The sequence below is a fragment of the Pseudomonas syringae genome (assembly GCF_021606685.1).
GTDB lineage: Bacteria > Pseudomonadota > Gammaproteobacteria > Pseudomonadales > Pseudomonadaceae > Aquipseudomonas > Aquipseudomonas syringae_R.
Genome location: NZ_WKCB01000005.1, coordinates 59,889 through 83,840 on the forward strand (window position 1 = coordinate 59,889; position 23,952 = coordinate 83,840).

The following is a 23,952-nucleotide window of genomic DNA, read 5'->3' on the forward strand; positions in this document are numbered from 1 at the left end:
GGCTACTGAGCGCGCACAAAAAAGCCCGGCTGATCATCGATCAGCCGGGCTTTTTCAGTGCTTGAAGAGGGCTTACTTCTTCAAGCCGTAATGCTCATCCAGCATGCCTGGGGCGTTCGGCGTTTTTGGCGCGTAGTCCCGTGGCGGCTCCTGGTTTTCCCGGGGTGGGGTCAGGCGCTCGCGTGGAGCTTGCGGTGCATCGGAATGCAGCGCGGCCAGCAGGCGCTGACGGGTGATGTCGTCGAGGGCCAGGCGGTTGGCGCCATCGGCGAGGTGATCCTGTACTTCCTGGTAGCTCTGGGTGAGCTTCTTGACCAGGGTCGCGGTGCTGTTGAAGTGGGTAACAACCTCGTTCTGATAACTGTCAAAACGTTCCTGGATGTCATCCAGCTGACGCTGCGTGCGGTTAGGCGCGGCATTCGGCAGCAAGCGAGCAACCAGGAAACCAATGGCGACACCGGCAACCAGGGCAAGAGTCGGCAACAACCAAACTAAGAGCGAGTGTTCCACGAGTCCTTCCTCTATAAACGGCTTTGCTTTACGTTAACGGCTCGGACCTGCGCTGTATACCGCGATTAAGCTCGCAATGATGCCATGCACAGACTTTTAGCTAGACGAGTCGACCCTTTGAGAGGTCACGGAGTTCATTCCTTGCTCATGCGTGAAACCCCCGTTTTGATCGATGGCCCGGTAGGCCAACTGGAAGCCTTGTACCTGGATCACCCCGAGCCACTTGGCCTGGCGCTGATCTGCCACCCCAACCCGGTGCAGGGCGGGACCATGCTCAATAAAGTCGTATCGACCTTGCAGCGCACCGCGCGCGATGCCGGTTTGATTACTTTGCGTTTCAATTACCGTGGCGTTGGTGCCAGCGCTGGTACTCATGACATGGCCACCGGTGAAGTCGACGATGCCGAAGCGGCGGCCACCTGGCTGCGGGAAAAACACCCGGACCTGCCGATCACCCTCCTGGGGTTTTCCTTCGGCGGGTATGTGGCCGCCAGTCTCGGTGGCCGCCTGGAAGCCAAGGGCGAAAAGCTCGCGCATCTGTTCATGGTCGCCGCTGCGGTGATGCGCCTGCGCGACAGTGACGTGCTGCCACAAGGCTGCCCGCTGACCCTGATCCAGCCGGAAACCGACGAAGTGGTCGACCCGCAACTGGTCTACGACTGGTCCGCCGCCCTGAATCGCCCCCATGAGCTGCTGAAAGTGGCAGAATGCGGACACTTTTTTCATGGCAAGCTGACCGATCTCAAGGATCTGGTACTGCCGCGTCTTTCGAATTGATAGCAGTCTGATAAGCGATTACCCATGACGACTCGTACCCGTATCCTCACCGGCATCACCACCACCGGCACGCCGCACCTGGGCAACTACGCCGGTGCGATCCGCCCGGCGATCCTCGCCAGCCAGGACGCGAATGCCGACTCCTTTTACTTTCTGGCCGACTACCACGCCCTGATCAAGTGCGATGACCCGCAGCGCATCCAGCGCTCGCGTATGGAAATCGCCGCGACCTGGCTGGCCGGTGGCCTGGATGTGAACCGGGTGACGTTCTACCGCCAGTCCGACATCCCGGAAATCCCCGAGTTGACCTGGCTGCTCACCTGCGTCGCCGCCAAGGGCTTGCTCAACCGCGCCCACGCCTACAAGGCCTCGGTGGACAAGAACGTGGAAGCCGGCGAAGACCCGGATGCGGGCATCACCATGGGCCTTTACAGCTACCCGGTGCTGATGGCGGCGGACATCCTGATGTTCAACGCGCACAAGGTGCCGGTCGGTCGCGACCAGATCCAGCACGTGGAAATGGCCCGCGATATCGGCCAGCGTTTCAACCACCTGTTCGGCAACGGCAAAGAGTTCTTCACCATGCCCGAGGCGCTGATTGAAGAAAGCGTCGCCACCTTGCCGGGCCTGGATGGCCGCAAGATGTCCAAGAGCTACGACAACACCATCCCGTTGTTCACCAGCGCCAAGGACATGAAGGACGCCATCTCGCGGATCGTCACCGATTCGCGCGCGCCGGGCGAAGCCAAAGACCCGGACAACTCGCACCTGTTCACCCTGTACCAGGCGTTTGCGAGCAAGGCCCAGGAAGCAGAATTCCGCGCCGAGCTGCTGCAAGGCCTGGGTTGGGGCGAGGCGAAGAACCGTCTGTTCCAGCTGCTGGACGGCCAACTGGGTGAGGCCCGCGAGCGCTATCACACACTGATGTCGCGTCCCTCGGACATGGAAGACTTGCTGTTGGTTGGCGCCAAGAAGGCCCGCGCTGTGGCGGCGCCGTTCCTGGCTGAGTTGCGCGAAGCGGTGGGCCTGCGTTCATTCGTCAATCAGGCGGCTGCACCAGTCGCGACCAAAAAGAAAACCGCGAAAGCCGCGCGTTTCGTGAGCTTCCGCGAAGACGACGGTAGCTTCCGCTTCCGCCTGTTGGCGGCTGATGGTGAGCAACTGCTGCTGTCGCGCAACTTTGCTGACGGCAAAGCGGCCGGCGCAGTGACCAAGCAGCTGCAAAGCGGCGTGATGCTCGACGTGCGCCCCGAGGCCCTGGGCTTCAGCGTATGGCTGGACGACGCGGCCGTGGCCGACAGCGCCGAGTTCGCCGACGCGGCCTCCCGCGATGCCGCCATCGCCGCCTTGCGCGTTGCGTTGACCCCCACCGAGGATTAACCCGACCAAGGGTTGATTGCCATTATCCAGGGCCGTCGTTACAGTGACGGCCCGTTTTTGTTGCCTTGCTAACGAAATTATGACGCCCCTAGAACGATATCAAGCTGATCTGAAACGCCCTGAATTCTTCCACGACGCGGCCCAGGAAAACGCCGTGCGTCATTTGCAGCGCCTGTACGACGACCTGGTCGCGGCCTCGCAAAGCAAGCCGGGGATGCTCAGCAAGCTGTTTGGCAAGAAAGACCACACGCCGGTCAAAGGCCTGTACTTCTGGGGTGGCGTCGGCCGGGGCAAGACTTACCTGGTAGACACCTTCTTCGAAGCGCTGCCGTTCAAGCAAAAGGTGCGCACGCACTTTCACCGCTTCATGAAGCGTGTGCACGAAGAGATGAAAACCCTGCCGGGCGAGAAAAACCCGCTGACCATCATCGCCAAGCGTTTTTCCGAAGAAGCGCGGGTGATCTGCTTCGATGAGTTCTTCGTCTCCGACATCACTGATGCCATGATCCTCGGCACCCTGATGGAAGAGCTGTTCAAGAACGGCGTGACCCTGGTCGCCACCTCGAACATCGTGCCTGACGGCCTGTACAAGGACGGTCTGCAACGCGCGCGTTTCCTGCCGGCCATTGCGCTGATCAAGCAGAACACCGAGATCGTCAACGTCGACAGCGGCGTCGACTACCGCCTGCGTCACCTTGAGCAAGCGGAGCTGTTCCACTTCCCGTTGAACGAAGCAGCCCATGATAGCCTGAAAAAGAGCTTCCGCGCCCTGACGCCGGAATGCACCCAGGCGGTGGAAAACGACAAGCTGATGATCGAGAACCGCGAAATCATCGCCCTGCGCACCTGCGATGATGTGGCGTGGTTCGAGTTCCGCCAGCTGTGCGACGGCCCGCGCAGCCAGAACGACTACATCGAACTGGGCAAGATCTTCCACGCGGTGATCTTGAGCGGCGTAGAGCAGATGGGCGTCACCACTGACGACATCGCGCGCCGTTTCATCAACATGGTCGATGAGTTCTACGACCGCAACGTGAAGTTGATCATCTCGGCGGAAGTCGAGCTGAAGGACCTCTACACTGGCGGTCGCTTGAACTTCGAATTCCAGCGCACGCTGAGCCGGTTGCTGGAAATGCAGTCCCACGAATTCCTGTCGCGCGGCCACAAACCTTAATCGTTCTCCAGAACAATAGAGATCCAATGTGGGAGGGGGCTTGCCCCCGATAGCGGTGCATCAGTCAATATCTACAGTGACTGACACTCTGCCATCGGGAGCAAGCCCCCTCCCACATTTTTTACAGAGTTTGACCTGGCTTACGCGGCCTGCTGGAATTGCTGACGGTACTGGTTCGGTGACAACTCGGTGTGCTGCCTGAACAGCCGCGCAAAGAAACTCGCATCGTCGTAACCCACCTCGTAACTGATGGTCTTGATGCTTTTGCGGCTGCCCGAAAGCAGGCCTTTGGCGGTCTCGATACGTAGCCTTTGCAGGTAATGCAGCGGCTTGTCACCGGTGGCGGTCTGGAAGCGGCGCATGAAGTTGCGAATGCTCATGCCGTGCTCCCGGGCGACGTCTTCGAAGCGGAACTTGTCGGCGAAATGCTCTTCGAGCCAGTGCTGGATCTGCAGGATGATCACGTCCTGGTGCAGCTTTTGCCCACCAAACCCGATGCGCCCCGGCGAGTAGCTGCGTTGCACTTCATAGAGAATGTCGCGGGCCACGGCCTGGGCGATGTTGGCGCCGCAGAAGCGTTCGATCAGGTAGATGTAGAGGTCGCACGCCGAGGTGGTGCCGCCGGCGCAATACAAGTTATCGGCGTCGGTGAGGTGCTTGTCCTGGTTGAGCTGGACCTTGGGGAAACGCTCGCTGAAGGCCGTGAAGAACCGCCAGTAGGTGGTCGCTTCCTTGCCATCGAGCAGCCCGGCTTCGGCCAGCCAGAACACTCCGGTGGCCTCGCCGCAGAGCACCGCGCCACGCGCGTGCTGTTCGCGCAGCCATGGCAGCACCTGTGGGTAGTGCGTGCACAGGGCGTCGAAGTCGTCCCAGAAGGCCGGCAGCACGATGATGTCGGCGTCTTCAAGGCCGCCGTCCACCGGCATGATCACATCACTGAAACTGCGCACCGATTGCCCGTCGGGGCTGACCAGCCGCGTTTCGAACGCCGGGGTCAGGCCCAGGCCTTGTTGTTTGCCATAACGCAGGCTGGCGAGGTGGAAGAAATCCTTGGCTTGCATGAGGGTTGAAGCGAATACCCGATCAATGGCCAAAATGCTGACGCGCCGCAACGGCGTGGAGATTTGGTTAGACATAATTTCATTTATTCTTATAGGGGAAAGTGGTCACCAGACGGCTGGATCGTCTTATTTTTTGTCGCATGTGTCCAGTGTCCCGTGACGTACGCGCGGCTTAGGCTCTGTTGGCTGGTTTTTGTCCGACAATCCACGCAGGTGCCCCATGATTCCCAGAACCTTGTTCAGCCCCGAGCACGAACTCTTTCGCGACAGCGTGCGCACTTTTCTTGAAAAGGATGCGGCTCCGTTTCATGCGCAATGGGAGAAGCAGGGCTACATCGACCGTGCCCTGTGGAGCAAGGCGGGGGAGGCGGGGATGCTGTGTTCGCATCTACCGGAGGAATATGGCGGGCTGGGCGCGGACTTTCTGTACAGCGCGGTGGTGATCGAGGAGATCAGCCGCCTGGGACTGACGGGGATCGGTTTCTCGTTGCATTCGGACATTGTCGCGCCGTACATCCTGCATTACGGCAGTGAGGCGCTGAAGCACAAATACCTGCCCAAGTTGATCTCTGGGGAGATGGTCACGGCCATTGCCATGACAGAGCCGGGGGCCGGGTCCGACCTGCAAGGGGTCAAGACCACGGCGGTGCTGGACGGCGATGAGTATGTGATCAATGGCTCCAAGACCTTTATCACCAACGGCTATCTGGCCGAGCTGGTGATCGTGGTGGCCAAGACCGATCCCAAGGCCGGCGCCAAGGGCACCAGCCTGTTCCTGGTGGAGGCCGACACGCCGGGCTTCGCCAAGGGCAAGCGGCTGGAGAAGGTCGGCATGAAGGCCCAGGACACCTCGGAGCTGTTCTTCCAGGATGTGCGCGTATCCAAGGAAAACCTGCTGGGTCAGGCAGGCATGGGCTTCGCGTACCTGATGCAGGAGTTGCCCCAGGAGCGTCTGACTGTGGCGATTGGCGCGCTGTCCTCCGCCGAGGCGGCGCTGCAGTGGACGCTGGACTACACCCGTGAGCGCAAGGCGTTCGGCCGGGCGATTGCCGATTTCCAGAACACCCGGTTCAAGCTGGCCGAGATGGCCACCGAGATTCAGATCGGCCGCGTGTTTGTCGACCGATGCATGGCGTTGCACCTGGAAGGCAAGCTGGACGTGCCCACGGCTGCGATGGTCAAGTACTGGGCTACCGACCTGCAATGCAAGGTGCTCGACGAGTGCGTGCAGTTGCACGGCGGTTACGGCTTCATGTGGGAGTACCCGATTGCCCGGGCGTGGGCGGATGCGCGGGTGCAGCGGATTTATGCGGGGACCAATGAGATCATGAAGGAGATTATTGCGCGGGCGCTTTGAGTCTTGTGGTGTTTGTCACGGCCTCATCGGGGGCAAGCCCCCTCCCACATTCGATCGCATTCCAAAGAGATGTACTCGGTCAAATGTGGGAGGGGGCTTGCTCGCGAAAGCGGTCTAACTGCCAATCAAGGCGCAGGGTTCGGATGATCCTTCTGAATCGCCTCAATCCCCTCCAACACCTCTTTCGACAATGTCAGATCAGCACTGGCAATGTTGCTGTCCAACTGCTCCAGGCTGGTCGCGCCAATGATGTTGCTGGTCACAAATGGCTGCTGCGTCACGAATGCCAGCGCCATCTGTGCCGGGTCCAAACCATGTTCCCGCGCCAGCGCCACATAACGGCTGCACGCCGCTTCCGACTGCGGGTTGAAATAGCGGCTGAAGCGGCTGTATTCGGTCAGGCGTGCCTTGGCCGGGCGGGCGCCGTTTTCGTACTTGCCGCTGAGCATGCCGAACGCCAGCGGCGAGTAGGCCAGCAAACCGCACTGTTCGCGGATGGCGACTTCCGCCAAACCCACTTCAAAGCTGCGGTTGAGCAGGTTGTAGGGGTTCTGGATCGACACCGCGCGTGGCCAGCCACGGGCTTCGGCCAGGGCCAGGAATTTCATGGTGCCCCACGGGGTTTCGTTGGACAGGCCGATGTGTCGGATCTTGCCGGCCTTTACCTGTTCGTCCAGCGCTTCGAGGGTTTCCTCCAGCGGGGTGAGGTTGTCTTCGTCCTTGTGCTTGTAGCTCAGTTGGCCGAAAAAGTTGGTGCTGCGTTCCGGCCAGTGCAGCTGGTAGAGGTCGATCCAGTCCGTCTGCAGGCGCTTGAGGCTGGCATCCAGGGCGTCGACGATGTGCTTGCGGTTGTGGCGCAGGTGACCATCGCGGATGTAGTCGATGGTGTTGCCGGGGCCGGCGATCTTGCTGGCGAGGATCCAGTCGGCGCGGTCGCCACGGCTTTTGAAGTAATTACCGATGTAACGCTCGGTGGTGGCATAGGTGTCGGCCTTGGGCGGCACCGGGTACATTTCTGCCGTGTCGAGGAAGTTGATCCCCGCGCCCTTGGCTCGCTCGATCTGCGCGAAGGCCTCTGCCTCGCTGTTCTGCTCGCCCCAGGTCATGGTGCCCAAGGCGATCGCGCTCACGTTCAGATCGGTGCGGCCCAGCTGTCGATAATCCATCGGGTACTCCTTAGGGGAAAACAATCATAAAAGCAGGTTGAATTTTTTTTCGCAATCTGCATAATTGCCCACCTCTTTCTGCAGTGGAAGTGATGCGCCGCCTGCCGAAGAATCTTGCCGTTGAACGGACGCGCCGACCCGAGCCCCCGATAGCGTCTGTATCCGGCTGCCTTTGACTTGTCAAAGTACGCACTATTCAGTAAGATCCGCCGTCTAATTTACAGGGCGGCCCCTGAGGCTATTAAAGAATGACAACTTTTACTGCAAAACCGGAAACAGTTCAGCGCGACTGGTTTGTCGTCGACGCCGCTGGTCAGACCCTGGGTCGTCTGGCCACTGAAGTCGCCAGCCGTCTGCGTGGCAAGCACAAGCCTGAGTACACCCCTCACGTTGATACCGGTGACTACATTGTCATCATCAACGCTGAGCAGGTTCGTGTAACCGGCAACAAAGCAAGCGACAAAATGTACTACCGTCACTCCGGTTTCCCAGGCGGTATCAAGTCTTCCAACTTCGAAGGCCTGATTGCCAAGAAGCCTGAAGCCCCGATCGAAATCGCGGTCAAAGGCATGCTGCCTAAGGGCCCACTGGGTCGCGATATGTTTCGCAAGCTGAAAGTCTATGCGGGCGCTGTACACCCTCATGCTGCTCAGCAGCCCCAAGAACTGAAGTTTTAACGGAATAGTTCATTATGTCGGCGACTCAAAATTACGGCACTGGCCGTCGCAAAACCGCAACCGCACGCGTTTTCCTGCGTCCGGGCACTGGTAACATCTCGATCAACAACCGCTCCCTGGACAACTTCTTCGGCCGCGAAACTGCCCGCATGGTAGTTCGTCAGCCGCTGGAACTGACCGAGACCGTTGAAAAGTTCGACATCTACGTCACCGTTATCGGTGGCGGTGTAAGTGGTCAAGCTGGCGCAATCCGCCACGGTATCACTCGCGCTCTGATGCAGTACGACGAAACCCTGCGTGGCGCTCTGCGCAAAGCTGGCTTCGTGACTCGCGATGCCCGTGAAGTTGAACGTAAGAAAGTCGGTCTGCGTAAAGCGCGTAAGCGTCCGCAGTACTCGAAGCGTTAATTCGCTTTACGTTCCACAAAAACGCCCAGTCTCCTCACGGAGCTGGGCGTTTTTTATTGCCTGCGATTTATGCACAAATTTACGCGTGACAACTTGCCACATCCGTAGACCCCCTATACTACAAGGCCTGGAGGCGGAGGCCCGGGCAATTCCCTTGTCATACGTGGGGCTTTTCATTACCATCCGACAAAATTTTTATAAGTAAAAGATTCAACACTTAGTAGACGCCTGATTTAACAGGCCAAAAAGCTGATGGGAGAGGACTGAATGAGCAATGACGGCGTGAATGCAGGCCGGCGTCGCTTCTTGGTAGCAGCCACATCCGTGGTGGGTGCTGCAGGAGCGGTGGGGGCTGCGGTCCCGTTCGTGGGGTCATGGTTTCCCAGTGCCAAGGCGAAAGCCGCAGGTGCACCGGTGAAGGTGAATGTCAGCAAGATCGACCCAGGCCAGCAGATGATTGCTGAGTGGCGCGGTCAACCGGTCTTCATCGTTCGTCGCACTGAGGAAATCCTGGGGAATCTCAAGAAAATCGAAGGTCAGCTGTCTGACCCCGACTCGAAAAATTCCGACCAGCCCGCCTACGTCGATAAGGAAAATCGCTCGATCAAGCCAGAGATTCTGCTGCTGATCGGTATCTGCACCCACTTGGGTTGCTCGCCTACCTTCCGCCCGGAAGTTGCTCCTGCCGACCTCGGCAAGGATTGGGTCGGTGGCTATTTCTGCCCTTGCCACGGTTCCCACTACGACCTCGCCGGTCGCGTCTACAAGTCACAACCCGCACCACTGAACCTGCCGGTTCCGCCACATCACTACGAGACTGACAGTGTCATTGTCATTGGCGTCGACGAGGGGGAGAAAGCCTGATGAGCAAGTTCATGGATTGGGTGGATGCACGCTTCCCCGCCACCAAAATGTGGGAAGACCATCTCAGCAAATATTACGCGCCAAAAAACTTTAACTTCTTCTACTTCTTTGGCTCCCTGGCTCTGCTGGTGCTGGTCAACCAGATCGTCACCGGTGTGTGGTTGACGATGAGCTACACGCCGTCGGCGGAAGAGGCGTTTGCCTCCGTCGAGTACATCATGCGTGACGTCGAGTACGGCTCGATCCTGCGCCTGCTGCACTCCACCGGCGCTTCGGCGTTCTTTATCGTGGTCTACATGCACATGTTCCGTGGCCTGCTCTACGGTTCGTACCAGAAGCCGCGCGAGTTGGTATGGGTGTTCGGCATGCTGATCTACCTGGCGCTGATGGCTGAGGCCTTCATGGGCTACCTGCTGCCGTGGGGCCAGATGTCGTATTGGGGCGCCCAGGTGATTATCTCGCTGTTCGGCGCGATCCCGGTGATCGGCAACGACCTCACGCAGTGGATTCGTGGTGACTACCTGATCTCGGGCATCACCCTGAACCGCTTCTTTGCCTTGCATGTGGTGGCCCTGCCGATCGTGATTCTGGGCCTGGTGGTGCTGCACATCCTGGCGCTGCACGAAGTGGGTTCCAACAACCCGGATGGCGTGGACATCAAGAAGCACAAGGACGAGAACGGCATCCCGCTGGACGGCATTCCGTTCCACCCGTACTACACCGTAAAAGACATTGTCGGTGTGGTGGTGTTTCTGTTCGTGTTCTGCTCGATCGTGTTCTTTTTCCCGGAGATGGGCGGTTATTTCCTGGAGAAGCCTAACTTCGAACAGGCCAACGCCTTCAAGACACCTGAGCATATTGCCCCGGTCTGGTACTTCACGCCGTTCTACGCGATCTTGCGGGCGATCCCTGACAAACTCATGGGCGTGATCGCCATGGGGGCGGCGATTGCCGTGCTGTTCGTGTTGCCTTGGCTCGACCGAAGCCCGGTCAAGTCCATGCGCTACAAGGGCTGGCTGAGCAAGATCTGGCTGTGGGTGTTCTGCATTTCGTTCGTGATCCTGGGTGTGCTGGGCGTATTGGCGCCGACCCCTGAGCGTACGTTGCTGTCGCAGGTCTGCACCTTCCTGTACTTCGCCTACTTCATTCTGATGCCGTTCTACACCCGGCTCGAGAAGACCAAACCGGTTCCGGAAAGGGTGACTGGCTGATGAAAAAGTTATTCGTTGCTTTGATGCTTGCGGCACTGCCGCTACTGTCCTTCGCTGCCGAGCACGGCGGCCCGGAGCTGGAAAAAGTCGACATCGACGTATCCGACAAGGCCGCCATGCAGGATGGGCTGCGTACGTTCACCAACTACTGCATGGGCTGCCACAGCGCCAAGTTCCAGCGCTACGAGCGTGTTGCCGATGACTTGGGCATCCCGCATGACGTGATGCTCAGCCACTCGGTGTTCACCGGTGCGAAGATCGGCGACCACATGAGCATCGGCATGCAACCTGCCGACGCCAAGACCTGGTTCGGGGCTGCGCCGCCCGACCTGACCCTGGTGGCACGTGTGCGCGGTACCGATTGGCTCTACGGTTACCTCAAGTCCTTCTATGAAGACCCGGCGCGCCCCTACGGCGTAAACAACAAAGTCTTCCCGAACGTCGGTATGCCTAACGTTCTGGTCGGCCTGCAGGGTCGTCAAGTGGTAGGATGCAAGCAGGTTCAGGTCGTTGAAGACGGCAAGAAGCAATATGATCCGTTGACCGGCACGCCGCTGACGCATGAAGCGTGCGATCAACTGACCATCGTGCCCAAGACCGGTACGCTGAACGAGGAGCAGTTTGACGAGAAGGTCAAGAACCTGGTGACCTTCCTGGCCTACTCGGCCAACCCGGTCAAATTGCAGCACCAGCGCATCGGTACTTATGTGTTGCTGTACCTGGCGTTCTTCTTTGTATTCGCCTATCTGCTCAAACGCGAATACTGGAAGGATGTGCATTGATCCAACCGTAAGCAATTGCTGTTAATCTTGCGCGCCCAGCGGCATCTCTGAATACGTAGCAGCCTGGTTTGAACCCGGCTCTACAGAGATGCTCTCTGGGCGCGCTCGTTTTTGAGCTTTCGATAATTTCAACAAGCGAGGAGGACCGCCATGGGCGTGACCAACCGGTTGGCCTGTTACTCCGACCCCGCCGACCACTATTCCCACCGAGTACGCATCGTGCTCGCAGAGAAGGGTGTCAGCGCCGAGATCATCAGTGTGGAGGCAGGTCGTCATCCGCCGAAACTGATCGAAGTGAACCCTTACGGCAGCTTGCCCACCCTGGTCGATCGTGACCTGGCGTTGTGGGAGTCAACCGTGGTGATGGAATACCTGGATGAGCGTTACCCGCATCCGCCTTTGCTGCCGGTGTACCCGGTAGCGCGTGCCAACAGCCGCCTGCTGATCCATCGGATCCAGCGTGACTGGTGCGGGTTGGTGGATGTGATTCTGGATTCACGCAGTAAAGAAGCTGCACGGGTGCAGGCACGTAAGGAATTGCGTGAAAGCCTGACCGGTGTTTCTCCATTGTTCGCCGATAAGCCTTTTTTCCTCAGCGAGGAACAAAGCTTGGTGGATTGCTGCCTATTACCGATACTGTGGCGTTTGCCGATTCTCGGTATTGAACTGCCGCGGCCTGCCAAGCCGCTGCTTGATTATATGGAGCGCCAGTTTGCGCGTGAGGCTTTCCAGGCGAGTCTGTCTGGTGTCGAACGCGACATGCGCTAAGGCTTAAGGAGCCGCTGATGAACTCCAGTCGACCTTATTTGGTCCGCGCGCTCTACGAGTGGATTGTGGACAACGATTGCACCCCGCACATGCTGGTCAATTCTGAATTCCCCAAGGTGGATGTGCCGCAGGGTTTCGCCAGCGACGGGCAGATTGTGCTGAACGTATCACCCAGTGCTGTGCGTCACCTGCACATGGACAATGACGCTGTCAGCTTCGAAGGGCGTTTCGGCGGTGTGCCGCATACGCTGTTCGTGCCGATTGGCGCTATTCTCGGGATCTATGCCCGGGAAAATGGCCAAGGCATGGTGTTTGATCTGGAGTCGCCTTTCGAGGATGACGACGCGATCGAAAGCGAAGGTGGCGATGATGTGCCACCACCGGACGCCGAGCCGCCGCGTCCAAGCGGCCGGCCGAGCCTGAAAGTGGTGAAATAAGCGCTTTTCACCCCAGGGTGAAGCGTAAAAGTGCCTCGGCGTCTGCCGGGGCATTTTTTTGCGCGCAGGATATAAATGAAAGTCGTCTTAGAACGGTGATCGTACAACCGCCATGGGCTATCATGCGTGCTCAAGCTCACCGAGAAAGATGATCCGTCATGGAAAATGCCAACACCGCCCCTCGTCTTCCCCGCAAGCGCCGCAGCCTTGCCCAGGAACTGGTCACGGTGTTGTCCGAGCAAATCCGCGACGGCCAGCTCAAGCGTGGCGATAAGCTGCCCACCGAGTCGGCGATCATGGACGCCCATGGGGTCAGCCGGACGGTGGTGCGCGAGGCTATTTCTCGTCTGCAGGCGGCCGGGCAGGTTGAGACCCGTCACGGCATCGGTACTTTTGTGTTGGATACGCCCAGCCCCAGTGGTTTCCGGATCGACCCGGCCACGGTCGTGACCCTGCGTGATGTGCTGGCGATTCTCGAGTTGCGTATCAGCCTCGAAGTGGAGTCTGCCGGCCTGGCGGCCTTGCGCCGCAGTGATGAACAGCTGGCGGCCATGCGCGCGGCACTCGATGCCCTGAATGAAAGCGCGGCCCACGCCGGCGATGCGGTCGCCTCGGATTTCGCCTTTCACCTGGAAATCGCGCTGTCCACCGGCAACCGCTACTTCACCGACATCATGACCCACCTGGGCACCAGCATTATTCCGCGTACACGCCTGAATTCGGCGCGCCTGGCCCACGATGACCAGCAGCACTACATGGGCCGCCTGAGCCGCGAACACGAAGAGATTTATGAGGCGATTGCCCGCAAGGATTCGGACGCGGCGCGCGCGGCCATGCGCCTGCACCTGACCAACAGCCGTGAGCGACTGCGCCATGCCCATGAAGAGGCAGAAGCGCAGCGCAATTAATCGCGAAAAAAGACACATCCCATGTGGCGAGCGGGCTTGCCCGCGTTGGGCTGCGCAGCAGCCCCAAAATCAGGCACTGAGTTCTTTTCAGGAAAAATTCAGTGACTCTAATGGGCTGCTGCGCAGCCCAGCGCGGGCAAGCCCGCTCGCCACAGTTGATCTCCATTATTTGGATGTGTGTGTCGATTTAGTTGACTGGCGTGTTCGGCTTGTAGTCCTTGAGCAACAGATAAGTGCTCCAACCCCACCAGTCATTGGTCCAGTGTTTGTCGTTCAGGTCATTCACGTCCTTGCGGCGCAGCACCTTGTTCCCCTCCATCTTGAACAGCGGCGAAAAGTTATTGGCCGGGTTCTGTGCGGCGTTCAGGTCTGGCACATACAACGGAGCCTTGAAGCCGGCCGGGGAGGGCGCTACGCCGCTGATAAAAGTGTCGAAGACCTCATCCGCCGAGGCCTGTACCGCGCGTTTAACTTGCACCCGATTGTCAGCGTCGATGGCGTCGAAATAGCGTTTATCCCCATACGCATGCCATTGATCACCCAGAGCGTTGCGCACCTTGAGCCCGAATTTGCTGTCTTCATCGTGCATGAAGCGGCTGATCAATGAACCCAATTCTGCCGGCGTCACCACCGCTGCCAGCTGTTTGCGCGGTACGCGCAGGTGGCCGGCGGAGAACAGGTCGGTCAAAAAGTGATCAGCGAAACTGTTCATCGCATACGCCAGCTCCAGCGCCTGGTCGGTGCCGGTCTGATGGGCGATAACCGCCTGTTGCAGCGCTGCCGTGTGGCCTGCCAAGTACGCAGACAACGCCCACTCGCCAAAGTGGTCGGCGTTGTCCGCTGCCAGTTTCAGGTAGCGCCCTAGAGGAATCAGCGCTGACACTGCACTACCGCCGCCGGTAATGCGATTCCATTCTTCCGACAAGCTATCGCCCAGGGCGTCGTAGGCTTCATGCGCTTGCTTGCCGTTGTTGATTGCCTGGTTGACCGCGCTGATCTCCTTTTGCATCACCGCGAGTATCTTGTGCGCTTCTTCCCGTGAGGCGGGCAGCACCGCCAGCGAGTTGAAGGCCGCGACAAAGCGCTGCACGCGTTCGGCGGGGGAGGCGCCATCGCTGATGGGCTGGCCGGGGATGCCATAGAAATCACCGCCCAGGGCGATCACTTGGCCGTAAGTGAGGGCCAGCCCATTGGGCAGGTGCAACTCGATTTGCCGGGCGGGAATCGGCGGGGCGTCTTTGACGAAGCGCAGCAGCGTGTCATCGCCGATGGCTGTGTGTTCACCACCTTCGAAGCGCAGGGTTGGCGGGTTTTTTTCGGGTGCTGCGAGTACAAGACCTGACATGTTAGCTCCTTGCTATGTCGTAGGAATCTTCCTTGATCACTGTATGTATATACAGTCAAATCGAGCATAGAGGAATAATTTCCTACGTCAAGAAACTCGCCGAATAAACCCCATAAACACCGCAAACCCCCTGTGGGAGCGGGCTTGCTCGCGAATACGGTCTGTCAGTGACGACCTAAGTAACTGACAGACCGTATTCGTGAGCAAGCCCGCTCCCCCATTTTTGTGCGTGGAGTGTTCTATGCGCTCGCACTCAATCACCGATGAATTGCAGTTGACGAAATTATTTATAGTTGTACGATGACGTACGACATCACCAAAACCAACAATAACCTTTCCATAGAAAGTTTTCGCCCAGGGTGTTCGAATAATGAATCCACAAGAACTGAAGTCCATCCTCTCCCACGGTCTGCTGTCTTTCCCGGTAACCGATTTCAATGCCCAGGGTGACTTCCACCAGGCGGGCTATATCAAGCGTCTGGAATGGCTGGCCCCTTACGGCGCCACTGCGCTGTTCGCTGCGGGCGGTACCGGTGAGTTTTTCTCCCTCGCTGCCAGCGAATATTCCCAGGTGGTAAAAACCGCCGTTGATACCTGCGCTACCAGCGTGCCGATCCTCGCCGGTGTCGGCGGTTCGACCCGCCAGGCCATCGAATATGCCCAAGAGGCCGAGCGCCTTGGCGCCAAAGGCTTGCTGCTGCTGCCGCACTACCTCACCGAAGCCAGCCAGGACGGCGTTGCCGCCCACGTTGAAGCTGTGTGCAAATCGGTAAAAATCGGCGTCGTGGTGTACAACCGCAACGTTTGCCGCCTGACTGCGCCGCTGTTGGAACGCCTGGCCGAACGCTGCCCGAACCTGATCGGCTACAAAGACGGCCTGGGTGACATCGAGTTGATGGTGTCGATTCGTCGCCGCCTCGGTGATCGTTTCAGCTACCTCGGCGGCCTGCCGACTGCAGAGGTTTACGCCGCTGCCTACAAAGCCCTGGGCGTACCGGTGTACTCCTCGGCGGTGTTCAACTTCATCCCTAAAACCGCGATGGACTTCTACCACGCGATTGCCAAGGATGATCACGCCACCGTTTCCAGGATCATCGACGACTTCTTCCTGCCGTACCTGGACATCCGTAACCGCAAGGCCGGGTATGCCGTGAGCATCGTCAAGGCAGGTGCAAAAATCGCCGGCTACGACGCAGGCCCGGTGCGCACGCCGCTGACCGATCTGCTGCCGGAAGAATACGAAGCCCTGGCCGCGCTGATCGACAAGCAAGGCGCGCAATAACTTATCTACAAGGCCGCTGAGCAATCAGCGGCCTTTTGCGTCAGGAGAAGATTCGTGTCCCAAGCAAAGCGTTTTGAAAACTACATCAATGGCGAGTGGGTAACCGGTGCCGACTACTGCACCAATATCAACCCGTCGGAGTTGTCTGACGTCATTGGCGAATACGCCAAGGCCGATGTAGCCCAAGTCAACGCCGCCATTGATGCTGCCCGCGCCGCGTTCCCGGCCTGGTCCACTTCCGGCATCCAGGCTCGCCATGACGCCCTGGACAAAGTCGGCAGTGAGATCCTCGCCCGTCGCGAAGAGCTCGGCACCCTGCTGGCCCGGGAAGAGGGCAAGACCCTGCCCGAAGCCATTGGCGAAGTGACCCGCGCCGGTAATATCTTCAAGTTCTTCGCCGGTGAATGCCTGCGCCTGTCCGGTGACTACGTGCCGTCGGTACGCCCCGGTGTAAACGTTGAAGTGACCCGCGAAGCGCTGGGTGTGGTTGGCCTGATCACCCCGTGGAACTTCCCGATTGCGATCCCCGCGTGGAAAATTGCTCCGGCCCTGGCCTACGGCAACTGCGTAGTGATCAAGCCTGCCGAACTGGTACCGGGCTGTGCCTGGGCCCTGGCAGAAATCATCTCCCGCGCCGGCTTCCCTGCCGGTGTGTTCAACCTGGTGATGGGCAGCGGTCGTGTGGTTGGCGACGTGCTGGTCAACAGCCCTAAAGTCGACGGCATCAGCTTCACCGGTTCGGTGGGCGTGGGTCGTCAGATCGCCGTCAGCTGCGTGTCGCGCCAGGCCAAAGTGCAGTTGGAGATGGGTGGCAAGAACCCGCAAATCATCCTCGACGACGCCGACCTCAAGCAGGCCGTCGAGTTGTCGGTGCAGAGCGCGTTCTACTCCACTGGTCAACGTTGCACGGCGTCCAGTCGCTTGATCGTGACCGCCGGTATTCACGACCAGTTCGTGGCGGCCATGGCTGAGCGCATGAAGTCGATCAAGGTCGGCCACGCCCTCAAAAGCGGTACCGACATCGGCCCGGTGGTTTCCCAGGCCCAGTTGGACCAGGACATGAAGTACATCGACATCGGCCAAAGCGAAGGTGCGCGGCTGGTCAGCGGTGGCGGCCTGGTGACCTGCGACACCGAAGGCTACTACCTGGCGCCGACGCTGTTTGCCGACAGCGAAGCCGCCATGCGTATCAGCCGTGAAGAAATCTTTGGCCCGGTGGCCAACGTCGTGCGCGTGGCGGACTACGAGGCGGCGCTGGCCATGGCCAACGACACCGAGTTCGGTCTGTCGGCGGGCATTGCCACCACCTCGTTGAAGTACGCCAACCACTTCAAGCGCCATTCCCAGGCCGGGATGGTGATGGTCAACCTGCCGACTGCCGGCGTGGACTATCACGTTCCATTCGGCGGCCGTAAAGGTTCGTCCTACGGTTCGCGTGAGCAAGGTCGCTATGCGCAAGAGTTCTACACAGTTGTAAAAACCAGCTACATCGGTTCGTAAGACGCAGTACCTTGTGGGGGCCGGATGCCTGCCGGTTCCCACAACAAAAACAGAAAACAATTACCCGCAAAAAAAATAATTAGTGGGAGTACTTCTACATGCAAGCGACCAAGCCGACCCACGTCCGCTATTTGATCCTGCTCATGCTGTTCCTGGTGACCACGATCAACTACGCCGACCGGGCCACCATCGCCATCGCGGGCTCCAGCCTGCAAAAAGACCTCGGCATCGACGCGGTCACCCTCGGTTATATCTTCTCTGCATTCGGTTGGGCCTACGTGGCCGGGCAAATCCCCGGTGGCTGGCTGCTGGACCGTTTCGGCTCGAAAAAAGTCTACGCCCTGAGCATCTTCACCTGGTCACTGTTCACCGTGCTGCAAGGCTATGTCGGTGAGTTCGGTGTCTCCACCGCAGTGGTTGCGCTGTTTATGCTGCGCTTCCTGGTGGGCCTGGCCGAAGCGCCATCCTTCCCCGGTAACGCGCGGATTGTGGCGGCCTGGTTCCCTACGGCCGAGCGCGGTACGGCTTCGGCGATCTTCAACTCGGCGCAATACTTCGCCACGGTGCTGTTTGCACCGCTGATGGGTTGGATCGTCTACAGTTTCGGCTGGCAGCACGTGTTTATCGTGATGGGCCTGATCGGCATCGTGTTCTCGCTGATCTGGCTGAAAGTGATCCACAGCCCGCGTCAGCATCCGATGATCAACGAAGCCGAGTTCAATCACATTGCCGCCAATGGCGCGATGGTCGACATGGACCAGGACAAAGGCAAGGGTAAGAAAACTGACGGTCCAAAGTGGGATTACATCCGCCAGTTGCTGACCAACCGTATGATGCTCGGCGTTTATCTGGGCCAGTACTGCATCAACGGCATCACCTACTTCTTCCTGACCTGGTTCCCGGTGTACCTGGTGCAGGACCGTGGCATGACCATCCTCAAGGCTGGTTTCATTGCCTCGTTGCCGGCGATCTGCGGCTTTATCGGTGGTGTGCTGGGCGGGGTGATTTCCGACTACCTGCTGCGCAAGGGGCATTCGCTGACGTTCGCTCGCAAGGCGCCGATCATCGCTGGCCTGCTGGTTTCCAGCAGCATCATTGCGTGCAACTACGTAGACGTCGAATGGATGGTAGTGGGCTTCATGGCGTTGGCCTTCTTCGGCAAAGGCGTTGGCGCACTGGGTTGGGCGGTGGTGTCCGACACGTCGCCGAAACAAATCGCCGGCCTCAGTGGCGGCTTGTTCAATACCTTCGGTAACCTGGCATCGATCACCACGCCAATCGTGATCGGCTACATCATCAGCACCACCGGTTCGTTCAAGTGGGCTCTGGTGTTCGTCGGCGCCAACGCGCTGGTGGCAGTGTTCAGCTATCTGGTCATCGTCGGCCCGATCAAGCGTGTAGTACTCAAAGAGCCGCCAACCAAGGGGCCAGAGTTGACCAACCTAACCGAAGCGCATTCCTGAGAGGCCCCGTGATGCAGTTGATTGAACATGCCGACTCGCCGCGCTCGATTCGTTTGCACGAGCGCGACAACGTGGTGATCGTGGTCAATGACCAGGGCGTACCGGCCGGGACGGAGTTCCCGGACGGCCTGGTGACCGTGGACTTCATCCCCCAGAGCCACAAGGTGACCCTGGAAGATATCCCCCAGGGCGGTCAGATTATTCGCTACGGCCAGACCATTGGTTATGCCCTGGCGCCGATTCCGCGCGGCAGTTGGGTCCAGGAAGATCAACTGCGCATGCCCACCGCGCCACCGCTGGACAGCTTGCCGCTGTCCACCGAGGTGCCTGAAACCCAGGCGCCGCTGGAGGGGTTTACGTTCGAGGGTTACCGCAATGCCGACGGCACCGTCGGCACGCGCAATATCCTCGGCATTACCACTACGGTGCAATGCGTCACGGGTGTGCTGGACCATGCGGTCAAGCGCATCAAGGACGAGTTGTTGCCCAAGTACCCCCACGTCGATGACGTGGTGGCGCTGACCCACAGCTATGGCTGTGGGGTGGCGATTACCGCGACGGATGCCTACATCCCGATCCGTACCGTGCGTAACCTGGCGCGCAACCCGAACCTGGGCGGCGAGGCCCTGGTGATCAGCCTGGGCTGCGAGAAGTTGCAGGCCGGGCAGGTGATGCACGACAACGACAGCTCCGTCGACCTGAGCGACCCGTGGCTGTATCGGCTGCAGGATTCCAGCCACGGGTTTACCGAGATGATCGAGCAGATCATGGAGCTGGCCGAGGTCCGCTTGAAGAAGCTCGACCAGCGCCGCCGGGAAACCGTGCCAGCGTCCGAGCTGATCCTGGGCATGCAGTGCGGCGGCAGTGATGCGTTTTCCGGTATCACCGCCAACCCGGCGCTGGGCTATGCCTCGGATCTGCTGTTGCGGGCGGGGGCGACGGTGATGTTTTCCGAGGTCACTGAAGTCCGTGATGCCATCTATCTGCTGACTTCTCGCGCAGAAACGAAGGAAGTGGCCGAGGAACTGGTCCGGGAAATGGACTGGTACGACCGTTACCTGGCCAAGGGCGAGGCGGATCGCAGCGCCAACACCACGCCGGGCAACAAAAAGGGCGGGTTGTCGAATATTGTCGAGAAGTCCTTGGGCTCCATCGTCAAGTCCGGCAGCAGCGCGATCAACGGCGTACTGGGCCCGGGCGAGCGTTTCAAGCGCAAGGGCCTGATCTTTTGCGCCACGCCGGCCAGCGACTTTGTGTGCGGTACCTTGCAATTGGCGGCGGGGATGAACCTGCATGTGTTCACCACCGGGCGTGGCACGCCTTACGGGCTGGCAATGGCACCGGTGGTGAAAGTCTCGACCCGTACGGAGTTGGCACAACGCTGGCCGGACCTCATCGACATCGACGCCGGGCGCATTGCCACTGGGCGCGCGACCATCGAGGAGCTGGGCTGGGAGTTGTTCCACTTCTACCTGGAAGTGGCCAGCGGCAAGAAGCAAACGTGGGCGGAGCATCACAAGCTGTTCAACGACATTACCTTGTTCAATCCGGCGCCGATTACCTGAGACCAAGGTGGCATGCATGTTCTGGCGGTCGGGCTTGTTGTGGCGAGCGGGCTTGCCCGCGTTGGGGCGCGCAGCGCCCCCAGAACAGTCAACAAAGGTACATCAGGCACCCCTCAGCGTCTGGCTTTGGGGCCGCTTCGCGCCCCAACGCGGGCAAGCCCGCTCGCCACAGGGTGTTGAGATATGCCGGTAGACCAGACGAAGCGGCCTACACTGGCTTATCATTAGCCACCTAACGACGCTCACCAAGGTTCTCCCCGGCATGCTGGCTATCTTCCTAACCACCCTCACCATCACCGCGCCGGTGTTTGCCATGCTGTTTCTGGGGGTGCTGCTCAAGCGCATCAACTGGATCAACGACAACTTTATCCACACGGCTTCGTCCCTGGTGTTCAACGTCACCATGCCGGCGTTGCTGTTCCTCGGCATCCTGCATGCCGACCTGCACTCGGCGCTCAAGCCGGGTTTGCTGATCTACTTTGCCGTCGCCACACTGCTGAGCTTCGCCCTGGCCTGGGGCTGGGCGATCTTTCGTTGCCCGCGTGAAGACCGCGGCATCTACACCCAGGGTGCGTTTCGCGGCAATAACGGCGTGATCGGCTTGGCGCTGGCGGCCAGCATGTATGGCGACTACGGCATCTCTCTCGGCGCGATCCTCGCGGCACTGGTGATCCTGTTCTACAACACGCTGTCGACCATTGTGCTGGCGGTGTACAGCCCGGTGATCAAGTCCGACCCGTGGAGCATCTGTAAAAGTGTGGTGGCCAACCCGCTGATCATCAGCGTGATTGCGGCCGCGCCGTTCGCGATTTTCAAGATCGGCCTGCCTGGCTGGCTGGAGTCGTCCGGGCAGTATCTGGCGGACATGACCTTGCCGCTGGCGCTGATCTGTATCGGCGGCACCTTGTCGCTGGCAGCCTTGCGCAAAAGCGGGAGCATGGCCTTGAGTGCGAGCCTGGTGAAGATGGTCGGCTTGCCGCTGGTGGCCACGCTGGGCGCCTGGCTGCTGGGCTTCCGAGGGCCGGAGCTGGGGATTCTGTTCCTGTACTTCGGCGCGCCGACCGCAGCAGCCAGCTTCGTGATGGCCAGGGCGGCCGAGGGGAATCATGAGCTGGCGGCGGCGATTATCGTGATCACCACGTTGATGGCGGCGGTGACCACCAATATCGGGATTTTCGTGTTGCAGGCGGGGGGGTGGATCTGAGTTTTTCGGTGTATTTGAGGGCCATTCGCGAGCAAGCCCGCTCCCACATTTGAATGTATTCACACATCGAAATGTGGGAGCGGGCTTGCTCGCGAAAGCTATCTAACCGTCACTGCTGATCTGCCTGATACGCCTCAATCACTTCCTGCGCCGCACGAAACGCATCAATCGCCGCCGGCACCCCGGCATACACCGCACAGTGCAGCAGCGCCTCGCGAATCTCTTCCACGGTGCAGCCATTGTTCAGTGCGCCACGCACGTGGCCCTTGAGTTCCTGCGGGCACTTGAGCGCAGTCAGGGCGGCGAGGGTAATCAGGCTGCGCGTCTTGAGCGACAGGCCATCGCGGTTCCATACACTGCCCCAGGCGTGTTCGTTGACGAAGTCCTGCAGCGGCTGGGTGAACGCGGTGGCATTGCCCAGGGCGCGGTCGACAAAGACATCGCCCATTACCTGGCGACGCATCTCAACCCCGGGCTTTTTCTGATCGGTCATTGCGATTCCCTCTTGTGTTGGCGGCGCCAGGCTCGCAGGGTGCTGAACAGCAGAAAGGCCACCAGCACTGGCAGGACGTAATACAGCATCAGTTGCTCAAGCTTGTTGGCCAGGGGCATGCCGGTGGTGAACGACATCACGTGCAGCCCATACGCCAGGTACAGCCCCAGCAGCACCAGGCCTTCGGCGCGGGTCACGCGGTAACCGCTGTAGAACACCGGCAGGCACAGCACCACTACGCCGAGCATCACCGGCAGGTCGAAGTCCAGGGCGTTGGGCGACACTGACAGCGGCGACGGCGCCAGCAGGGCAGTAACGCCCAGCACCCCCAACAGGTTGAACAGGTTGCTGCCGATCACATTGCCGACGGCGATGTCCCGTTGGCCGCGCAGGGCGGCAATCAGCGAGGTGGCCAGGCACGGCAGCGAGGTGCCGACGCCGATCAAGGTGAGCCCGATAATGCGCTCCGACAAGCCCAGGTCACTGGCCACGTCCACCGCTGCGCCCAGCAGCAAGTGGCCGGCCAGCACCAGGATCAGCAGCCCGCCAAACATCAGCAGCACACTGCTCAGCCAGGGCGCCCGGGCGACGGTATCCAGCGTGCGCGGGCGGCGCGAGTGGCGCGTCTGGTAATGCAGCACGCCGAGGTAGGCGACCAGCGCCACCAGCAGCAGCAGGCCGTCGACCGGCGTAAGCTCTTCATTGGCCGCCAGGATAAACACCAGCAGCCCGGCCAGGATCATCACCGGGATATCCAGGCGCACCAGCTGGCGCGAAACCCGCAGCGGGATGATCAGCGCCGACAGGCCCAGGGTGACCAGGATGTTGAAAATACTGCTGCCGATCACGCTGCCCACGGCGATATCGGTGTTACCAGCCAGGGTGGCTTGCAGGCTCACGGTCATCTGCGGCGCACTGCTGCCGAAGGCGACGATGGTCAGGCCGATGATCAGCGGCCGCACCTTGAGGCTGGCGGCCAGGCGTACGGCGGCGCGCACGAGGATTTCGGCGCCGACGATCAGCAGCAGCAGGCCGCTGACCAGTTCCAGCAGGCTCCAGGGCGAGAGGGCGGTTAATCCGAAAATGGCCAGGGCTCCGTCTTCAGTTGCTCAAGGCTTGCACGCGAACCCGCGCGGTGCCGCTGCTCAGCATACCCAGTTGCTCGGCAGCCTTGCGTGAAAGATCGATCAAGCGCCCACGGGTATGCGGGCCGCGATCATTAATGCGGACCACGACGGATTTGTCGTTGTTGAGGTTGGTGACCTTGACCTGGGTGCCGAACGGCAGTTGCCGGTGGGCGGCGGTCAGGGCGTTCTGGTTGAAGGGTTCACCGCTGGCAGTCTTGTTGCCATGGTGCCTGGCGCCGTAATAGGAGGCGGTGCCGGTTTCGTCGTAGCCGTTGGGGTCGACGGGGCCGCTGGCGCAGCCGGCCAGTAGAGAGAACAGGGCCCATAGGCCTAATAGACGCTTCATTATCAAGGTGCCCCCATCACAAATGTGGGAGGGGGCTTGCCCCCGATAGCGGTGATTCAGTCAAAACAGTAGTGACTGACACTCCGCTATCGGGGGCAAGCCCCCTCCCACAGGGGGTCCGAGTTAAGCGTGAATTCTCACCCGGACC

24 protein-coding genes are annotated in these 23,952 nt (G+C 59.9%); 17 read left to right on the forward strand and 7 right to left on the reverse strand.

Annotated elements, in window-relative coordinates:
* Nucleotides 1-72: 72 nt before the first annotated feature.
* Nucleotides 73-510, reverse strand: a complete 438-nt coding sequence (locus GIW02_RS03460; protein ID WP_017138275.1) for a YhcB family protein — start codon at nt 508-510, stop codon at nt 73-75.
* A 147-nt stretch (nt 511-657) separates the two neighbouring features.
* Between GIW02_RS03460 and GIW02_RS03465 the strand changes: the two genes are divergently transcribed.
* The 3 genes from GIW02_RS03465 to zapE all read left to right on the forward strand — a co-directional run bounded on the left by GIW02_RS03465 (nt 658) and on the right by zapE (nt 3,841).
* Complete coding sequence (locus GIW02_RS03465; protein ID WP_236419948.1) at nt 658-1,287, forward strand: alpha/beta fold hydrolase; 630 nt, start codon at nt 658-660, stop codon at nt 1,285-1,287.
* A 24-nt stretch (nt 1,288-1,311) separates the two neighbouring features.
* A complete protein-coding gene (locus tag GIW02_RS03470; protein ID WP_236421776.1) occupies nt 1,312-2,667 on the forward strand; it encodes a tryptophan--tRNA ligase in 1,356 nt (451 codons plus the stop codon).
* Between the two features lie 79 nt (nt 2,668-2,746).
* On the forward strand, nt 2,747-3,841 hold the full coding sequence (gene zapE, locus GIW02_RS03475; protein ID WP_236418257.1) for a cell division protein ZapE: 1,095 nt from the start codon (nt 2,747-2,749) through the stop codon (nt 3,839-3,841).
* Between the two features lie 140 nt (nt 3,842-3,981).
* Here zapE and GIW02_RS03480 read toward each other — a convergent pair whose 3' ends face one another.
* Nucleotides 3,982-4,902 (reverse strand): GlxA family transcriptional regulator, encoded by a 921-nt coding sequence (locus GIW02_RS03480; RefSeq protein WP_236418263.1) that lies wholly within the window; start codon nt 4,900-4,902, stop codon nt 3,982-3,984.
* A gap of 220 nt (nt 4,903-5,122) precedes the next feature.
* On the opposite strand from GIW02_RS03480, the gene GIW02_RS03485 reads away from it, so the two are divergent.
* On the forward strand, nt 5,123-6,259 hold the full coding sequence (locus tag GIW02_RS03485; RefSeq protein ID WP_236418259.1) for an acyl-CoA dehydrogenase family protein: 1,137 nt from the start codon (nt 5,123-5,125) through the stop codon (nt 6,257-6,259).
* 125 nt (nt 6,260-6,384) lie between these two features.
* Here GIW02_RS03485 and GIW02_RS03490 read toward each other — a convergent pair whose 3' ends face one another.
* Complete coding sequence (locus GIW02_RS03490) at nt 6,385-7,425, reverse strand: NADP(H)-dependent aldo-keto reductase (protein ID WP_236418260.1); 1,041 nt, start codon at nt 7,423-7,425, stop codon at nt 6,385-6,387.
* A gap of 248 nt (nt 7,426-7,673) precedes the next feature.
* Here GIW02_RS03490 and rplM point away from each other — a divergent pair, with 248 nt between their 5' ends.
* The 8 genes from rplM to GIW02_RS03530 all read left to right on the forward strand — a co-directional run bounded on the left by rplM (nt 7,674) and on the right by GIW02_RS03530 (nt 13,479).
* A complete protein-coding gene (rplM, locus tag GIW02_RS03495; RefSeq protein WP_003188508.1) occupies nt 7,674-8,102 on the forward strand; it encodes a 50S ribosomal protein L13 in 429 nt (142 codons plus the stop codon).
* A 14-nt stretch (nt 8,103-8,116) separates the two neighbouring features.
* A complete protein-coding gene (gene rpsI, locus GIW02_RS03500) occupies nt 8,117-8,509 on the forward strand; it encodes a 30S ribosomal protein S9 (protein ID WP_002555064.1) in 393 nt (130 codons plus the stop codon).
* A 267-nt stretch (nt 8,510-8,776) separates the two neighbouring features.
* Nucleotides 8,777-9,373 carry a ubiquinol-cytochrome c reductase iron-sulfur subunit gene (gene petA, locus GIW02_RS03505; protein WP_088422708.1) on the forward strand — a complete coding sequence of 199 codons (597 nt, stop codon included), beginning with the start codon at nt 8,777-8,779 and terminating at the stop codon, nt 9,371-9,373.
* Nucleotides 9,373-10,584, forward strand: coding sequence for a cytochrome b (locus tag GIW02_RS03510; protein ID WP_032877803.1), 1,212 nt, complete (start codon nt 9,373-9,375; stop codon nt 10,582-10,584). Before petA ends, GIW02_RS03510 begins: the two co-directional genes overlap by 1 nt.
* Nucleotides 10,584-11,366: a cytochrome c1 gene (locus GIW02_RS03515; protein WP_101266504.1), complete on the forward strand. Its 783-nt coding sequence runs from the start codon at nt 10,584-10,586 to the stop codon at nt 11,364-11,366. The genes GIW02_RS03510 and GIW02_RS03515 overlap by 1 nt, the downstream gene beginning before the upstream one ends.
* Before the next feature lie 150 nt (nt 11,367-11,516).
* A complete protein-coding gene (locus GIW02_RS03520) occupies nt 11,517-12,134 on the forward strand; it encodes a glutathione S-transferase N-terminal domain-containing protein (protein ID WP_005784778.1) in 618 nt (205 codons plus the stop codon).
* A 17-nt stretch (nt 12,135-12,151) separates the two neighbouring features.
* On the forward strand, nt 12,152-12,571 hold the full coding sequence (locus GIW02_RS03525) for a ClpXP protease specificity-enhancing factor (RefSeq protein ID WP_236418261.1): 420 nt from the start codon (nt 12,152-12,154) through the stop codon (nt 12,569-12,571).
* 158 nt (nt 12,572-12,729) lie between these two features.
* Nucleotides 12,730-13,479, forward strand: a complete 750-nt coding sequence (locus GIW02_RS03530) for a FadR/GntR family transcriptional regulator (RefSeq protein ID WP_236418262.1) — start codon at nt 12,730-12,732, stop codon at nt 13,477-13,479.
* Between the two features lie 187 nt (nt 13,480-13,666).
* Here the strand turns inward: GIW02_RS03530 and GIW02_RS03535 are convergent, their stop codons facing one another.
* On the reverse strand, nt 13,667-14,824 hold the full coding sequence (locus GIW02_RS03535) for a phospholipase (protein WP_236415039.1): 1,158 nt from the start codon (nt 14,822-14,824) through the stop codon (nt 13,667-13,669).
* Between the two features lie 370 nt (nt 14,825-15,194).
* Between GIW02_RS03535 and kdgD the strand changes: the two genes are divergently transcribed.
* From kdgD to GIW02_RS03560, 5 genes are all read left to right on the forward strand, one after another.
* The gene (gene kdgD, locus GIW02_RS03540) at nt 15,195-16,106 is read left to right on the forward strand and encodes a 5-dehydro-4-deoxyglucarate dehydratase (RefSeq protein WP_236415041.1); all 912 of its coding nucleotides are present in this window, start codon (nt 15,195-15,197) and stop codon (nt 16,104-16,106) included.
* Nucleotides 16,107-16,160: 54 nt separating this feature from the next.
* Entirely contained in the window at nt 16,161-17,606 is a 1,446-nt protein-coding gene (locus GIW02_RS03545) for an aldehyde dehydrogenase family protein (RefSeq protein ID WP_116629119.1), read from the forward strand.
* 98 nt (nt 17,607-17,704) lie between these two features.
* Nucleotides 17,705-19,069: an MFS transporter gene (locus tag GIW02_RS03550; protein ID WP_236415043.1), complete on the forward strand. Its 1,365-nt coding sequence runs from the start codon at nt 17,705-17,707 to the stop codon at nt 19,067-19,069.
* Nucleotides 19,070-19,080: 11 nt separating this feature from the next.
* Entirely contained in the window at nt 19,081-20,634 is a 1,554-nt protein-coding gene (gene garD / locus GIW02_RS03555) for a galactarate dehydratase (RefSeq protein WP_236415078.1), read from the forward strand.
* Nucleotides 20,635-20,896: 262 nt separating this feature from the next.
* On the forward strand, nt 20,897-21,838 hold the full coding sequence (locus GIW02_RS03560; RefSeq protein ID WP_236415045.1) for an AEC family transporter: 942 nt from the start codon (nt 20,897-20,899) through the stop codon (nt 21,836-21,838).
* Nucleotides 21,839-21,947: 109 nt separating this feature from the next.
* Here GIW02_RS03560 and GIW02_RS03565 read toward each other — a convergent pair whose 3' ends face one another.
* From GIW02_RS03565 to GIW02_RS03575, 3 genes are read right to left on the reverse strand one after another with little or no spacing between them, the layout of a single operon-like run.
* Nucleotides 21,948-22,331, reverse strand: coding sequence for a carboxymuconolactone decarboxylase family protein (locus tag GIW02_RS03565; protein ID WP_236416288.1), 384 nt, complete (start codon nt 22,329-22,331; stop codon nt 21,948-21,950).
* Nucleotides 22,328-23,374 carry a calcium/sodium antiporter gene (locus tag GIW02_RS03570; RefSeq protein WP_236416322.1) on the reverse strand — a complete coding sequence of 349 codons (1,047 nt, stop codon included), beginning with the start codon at nt 23,372-23,374 and terminating at the stop codon, nt 22,328-22,330. Before GIW02_RS03570 ends, GIW02_RS03565 begins: the two co-directional genes overlap by 4 nt.
* 58 nt (nt 23,375-23,432) lie before the next feature.
* Nucleotides 23,433-23,804 carry a septal ring lytic transglycosylase RlpA family protein gene (locus GIW02_RS03575; RefSeq protein WP_236416291.1) on the reverse strand — a complete coding sequence of 124 codons (372 nt, stop codon included), beginning with the start codon at nt 23,802-23,804 and terminating at the stop codon, nt 23,433-23,435.
* Between the last annotated feature and the right edge of the window lie 148 nt (nt 23,805-23,952).

Bases quoted from the DNA above. Each gene is read 5' to 3' on its own strand.
- rpsI (WP_002555064.1), top strand. From the start codon at position 8,117: ATGTCGGCGACTCAAAATTACGGCACTGGCCGTCGCAAAACCGCAACC.
- GIW02_RS03560 (WP_236415045.1), top strand. From the start codon at position 20,897: ATGCTGGCTATCTTCCTAACCACCCTCACCATCACCGCGCCGGTGTTT.
- GIW02_RS03480 (WP_236418263.1), bottom strand. From the start codon at position 4,902: ATGCAAGCCAAGGATTTCTTCCACCTCGCCAGCCTGCGTTATGGCAAA.
- GIW02_RS03515 (WP_101266504.1), top strand. From the start codon at position 10,584: ATGAAAAAGTTATTCGTTGCTTTGATGCTTGCGGCACTGCCGCTACTG.
- kdgD (WP_236415041.1), top strand. From the start codon at position 15,195: ATGAATCCACAAGAACTGAAGTCCATCCTCTCCCACGGTCTGCTGTCT.
- GIW02_RS03525 (WP_236418261.1), top strand. From the start codon at position 12,152: ATGAACTCCAGTCGACCTTATTTGGTCCGCGCGCTCTACGAGTGGATT.
- garD (WP_236415078.1), top strand. From the start codon at position 19,081: ATGCAGTTGATTGAACATGCCGACTCGCCGCGCTCGATTCGTTTGCAC.
- GIW02_RS03535 (WP_236415039.1), bottom strand. From the start codon at position 14,824: ATGTCAGGTCTTGTACTCGCAGCACCCGAAAAAAACCCGCCAACCCTG.
- GIW02_RS03485 (WP_236418259.1), top strand. From the start codon at position 5,123: ATGATTCCCAGAACCTTGTTCAGCCCCGAGCACGAACTCTTTCGCGAC.
- GIW02_RS03490 (WP_236418260.1), bottom strand. From the start codon at position 7,425: ATGGATTATCGACAGCTGGGCCGCACCGATCTGAACGTGAGCGCGATC.
- zapE (WP_236418257.1), top strand. From the start codon at position 2,747: ATGACGCCCCTAGAACGATATCAAGCTGATCTGAAACGCCCTGAATTC.
- petA (WP_088422708.1), top strand. From the start codon at position 8,777: ATGAGCAATGACGGCGTGAATGCAGGCCGGCGTCGCTTCTTGGTAGCA.
- GIW02_RS03465 (WP_236419948.1), top strand. From the start codon at position 658: ATGCGTGAAACCCCCGTTTTGATCGATGGCCCGGTAGGCCAACTGGAA.
- GIW02_RS03530 (WP_236418262.1), top strand. From the start codon at position 12,730: ATGGAAAATGCCAACACCGCCCCTCGTCTTCCCCGCAAGCGCCGCAGC.
- GIW02_RS03510 (WP_032877803.1), top strand. From the start codon at position 9,373: ATGAGCAAGTTCATGGATTGGGTGGATGCACGCTTCCCCGCCACCAAA.
- GIW02_RS03470 (WP_236421776.1), top strand. From the start codon at position 1,312: ATGACGACTCGTACCCGTATCCTCACCGGCATCACCACCACCGGCACG.
- GIW02_RS03575 (WP_236416291.1), bottom strand. From the start codon at position 23,804: ATGAAGCGTCTATTAGGCCTATGGGCCCTGTTCTCTCTACTGGCCGGC.
- GIW02_RS03520 (WP_005784778.1), top strand. From the start codon at position 11,517: ATGGGCGTGACCAACCGGTTGGCCTGTTACTCCGACCCCGCCGACCAC.
- GIW02_RS03550 (WP_236415043.1), top strand. From the start codon at position 17,705: ATGCAAGCGACCAAGCCGACCCACGTCCGCTATTTGATCCTGCTCATG.
- GIW02_RS03565 (WP_236416288.1), bottom strand. From the start codon at position 22,331: ATGACCGATCAGAAAAAGCCCGGGGTTGAGATGCGTCGCCAGGTAATG.
- rplM (WP_003188508.1), top strand. From the start codon at position 7,674: ATGACAACTTTTACTGCAAAACCGGAAACAGTTCAGCGCGACTGGTTT.